This window comes from Candidatus Pelagibacter sp. (assembly GCF_052049995.1).
In the GTDB taxonomy this organism is placed as follows: domain Bacteria; phylum Pseudomonadota; class Alphaproteobacteria; order Pelagibacterales; family Pelagibacteraceae; genus Pelagibacter.
On record NZ_JBNGYX010000018.1, the window covers coordinates 1 to 3,537 of the forward strand.

Sequence of the window (3,537 nt, forward strand, 5' to 3'; positions counted from 1 at the left end):
TTAATTCAATATAAAATTTATTTTTCAAATTAATTAATTTTTGATTGCACAGATTTAAATAATATATTTTCCTCTTTTAACATTTTGGAATAATCTTTATTGTTTTTATGATCAAAACCTAATAAATGAAGAAAACCATGTATTAATATTTTAGCAACTTTTTCTTTAAAAAATTTTAAATCTTGTGATCTTGGTTTGTCTAGATAATTATAGCTAATGATAATGTCTCCCAAATAAGTATTTTTTTTAATTTTTATTTTTTTATCTAATGGAAAAGATAAAATATCGGTAGATTTGTTTTTTTTTCTAAAAACCTTATTTAATTTTTTAATATTCTTATTGTTAGAAAGTAATAGCGTGAAGGTTACTTTTTTATTCAAAAATTTATATTTTTTTGGAAAGGCTTTACATATTTTTTTAAAAAAAATATCTTTATTTTTAATCCTTTTTGACCAAGCCTTCTCCTCAGAGAAAACATTAATACTAATCATTATTTGAGTATGCTTTAACTATTTTAGAAACAAGTGGATGTCTAACTACATCTGAGTGATCAAAATCAACTATGGATATTTCCTTTAAATGCCCAAGCAACTCTTTTGATCGGACTAATCCTGACATACTTTTATTTGGTAAATCAATTTGAGAAGGATCTCCATTAACGACTATTTTTGAATTTTCTCCAATACGTGTTAAAAACATTTTAATCTGAGTATCCGTAGCATTTTGCGCCTCATCTAAAATTGCAAAGGAATTTTTAAGAGTTCTACCTCTCATAAATGCTAAAGGCGCAATCTCAATATCTCCAATCTCAATCATTCTCTGTATTTTCTCAAAGTCGAAGAGATCATATAAAGAATCGTATAAAGGTCTAAGATAAGGATCTACTTTTTCCTTCATATCACCTGGTAAAAATCCCAAACGCTCACCCGCTTCTACAGCTGGTCTTGAAAGAATAATTCTCTCAATCTTTTTCTCTAAAAGCATAGTTAAACCTACAGCTACTGCCAAAAAAGTTTTTCCTGTTCCCGCTGGTCCAGCTGAAATTATAATATCACTTTCTCTTAAAGCTCTGACATAGCTTTTTTGTTTTTCAGATCTAGGAATTATAGATTTCTTGGGAGTTTTGATAATGTCTGTAACATTATTATTTTTTACTTTTTCGTTAATCATAAAATTATCAACTGATGAAAGTATATCTTTATTCTCTATACTTCCATTATTAATAAACTGATTAGCCAAAAATTGAATAGCGTTTTTAATTTTATCATTCTTTTCAGGTGTTGATTTGATTAAAATTGAATTTCCCCTTGAATGTAGATTGCAATTTGTAATTTTTTCTAATTCTTGTAAATTTTTATTAAATTCTCCAACAACACCCATTAACAAGTTGTTGTCATGAAATATAACACTTAAAGAATTGTTATCTGAATAAACAAATTTTAAAAATTGATCGATATTTTTTTTTTTAATTTCAGTCAAGTTTTAAGCAACCTTCTGATCCGAATTAGTTATAATTTCACCAAATAAAGTATTTCTATTACTATCTTTAATTCTTATTTGCACTATTTTTCCAATATCACTCTTTTTACCATTAAAAATTACAGATGTCATATACTCAGATCTGCCAAAAGCTTTTCTTTTATCATCGGTTAAATTTTCAACCAAAACATCTATAACTTTTCCCTTCAATGAGTTGTTCATTTGGATTTGATTTTCGAATAAAACATTTTGAATTTTTTCTAATCTTTGAATAGAAATTTTTTTTTCAATTAAGTCTAAATTTTCGGCTACTGTTCCAGGTCTTGGGCTAAAGATGAAAGAGTAAGAGTTAATAAATTTAACCCTTTCAATTAAATTAAAGGTATCCTTAAAATCCTGATCTTCTTCACCGGGATAACCTATAATAAAATCACTTGAAAATTCTATCTTTGGATTAATTTCTTTTAATTTATCAAAAGTATTTAGATATTCCTCAATAGTATGTTTTCTGTTCATTGAGTTTAAAATTTTATTAGATCCACTTTGGACAGGTAAATGCACTAGTGGCATTAACTTTTTAGAAGTTTTATAAACTTCAATCAAATCCTCAGTCATATCTTTTGGGTGAGATGTTGTATATCTAACTCTTTTAATTTCAGATATTTTTTCAATATTTAAAATTAAATCTGATAGTCTGTATCCTTCATTATCATAAGCATTTACATTTTGACCAAGTAAAATTATTTCTTTTGCACCATTATCAGCTAAATATTTTGCTTCATCCAAAATTTGATTAAATGGTCGAGAATATTCTGGTCCTCTTGTGTATGGAACTACACAAAAATGACAAAACTTATCACATCCTTCTTGAATGGTTAAAAAAGATGATACTTTTCCAGCTTCATTTTTTATTTTACTTAAATATTTAAATTTAGAAACTGCATCAAACTCAGTCTCTTCTATCTTTTTCTTTTTTTCAGTATAATTCATAATTGTATCGTTAATTCTATGATAAGCTTGAGGACCAATTACTAAATCTATGTAAGGTTCTCTTTTAAGCATTTCTTGGTTTTCTGCTTGAGCAACACACCCTGCAATAATCACCAATGGTTTTTTTTTAGATCTAAAAATTTTTTTTACTCTACCTATTTCATGATAAACTTTTTCTTTTGCTTTATCCCTAATGTGACATGTGTTTAAAAGATAACAGTTTGCTTCTTCATACTTCTCTGTTTTTTCATAACCAATTTTTTTAACTGAATCAAATATCCTATTAGAGTCATACTCATTCATTTGACATCCAAAAGTTTTAATAAATATTTTTTGATTCATAATTATTGGGATTTTTTCTTAACCCCATATAATTCTAATTTATGGTCTACTAATTTGTATCCATATTTTTCTGCAACTTTTTTTTGCAACTTTTCAATTTCGTCGTCTACAAATTCTATAATCTCACCAGTTTTCACATCTATTAAATGATCGTGATGGCCTTCATTTAATTCTTCATATCTAGCTTTTCCACCTTTAAACTCATGCTTTGTTAATATTCCAGACTCTTCAAATAGTTTTACTGTTCTATAAACAGTTGCAATACTTATTTTTGGATCAATTTTAGACACTCTATTATAAAGTTCATCTACATCCGGATGGTCAGAAGCCTCGGACATTACTTGTGCAATTACTCTTCTTTGATCAGTTAATTTAACACCTTTTGCTATACATTTTTGCTCTATTGTTTCTGACATAAAATAATTTTAACTTAAATAAATAGGGTTAATCAAATTTTTTTTAATATTAAATTTATCGCACAAATGAGGGATATTTTCGTATTTTATGTCTTTTTCACCTTTAAAATCTTGAATGCTATAACAATAGTAATCAATATTATTAGTTAAATAGAATGCTTTAACTATAGAAAATGAATTTCTGATTCCTGCAAAACTTCCAGGCCCTCTATTTAAATAAATTGTATTAATATCTTTCAAGTTTAATTGATGAGAATTTAAAAAATCATTAATAATTAAAGTTAATTTTTCATAATTAATTTTAGTATTC

Annotated in this window: 5 protein-coding genes; all 5 read right to left on the minus strand. The window is 26.3% G+C overall.

The genetic code is table 11. The features are described from left to right. Positions 1-29 precede the first annotated feature (29 nt). Positions 30-491 (minus strand): rRNA maturation RNase YbeY, encoded by a 462-nt coding sequence (gene ybeY / locus ACTT9Y_RS07050; RefSeq protein ID WP_440933652.1) that lies wholly within the window; start codon positions 489-491, stop codon positions 30-32. Beyond that, the gene (locus ACTT9Y_RS07055; RefSeq protein WP_440933653.1) at positions 484-1,479 is read right to left on the minus strand and encodes a PhoH family protein; all 996 of its coding nucleotides are present in this window, start codon (positions 1,477-1,479) and stop codon (positions 484-486) included. Before ACTT9Y_RS07055 ends, ybeY begins: the two co-directional genes overlap by 8 nt. A gap of 3 nt (positions 1,480-1,482) precedes the next feature. Further along, on the minus strand, positions 1,483-2,811 hold the full coding sequence (gene miaB / locus ACTT9Y_RS07060; protein ID WP_440933654.1) for a tRNA (N6-isopentenyl adenosine(37)-C2)-methylthiotransferase MiaB: 1,329 nt from the start codon (positions 2,809-2,811) through the stop codon (positions 1,483-1,485). Positions 2,812-2,813: 2 nt separating this feature from the next. After that, entirely contained in the window at positions 2,814-3,227 is a 414-nt protein-coding gene (locus ACTT9Y_RS07065) for a Fur family transcriptional regulator (RefSeq protein WP_440933655.1), read from the minus strand. A gap of 9 nt (positions 3,228-3,236) precedes the next feature. Then, a partial coding sequence (locus tag ACTT9Y_RS07070; RefSeq protein ID WP_440933656.1) for a peptidase M22 occupies positions 3,237-3,537 on the minus strand: 301 nt, incomplete at its 5' end.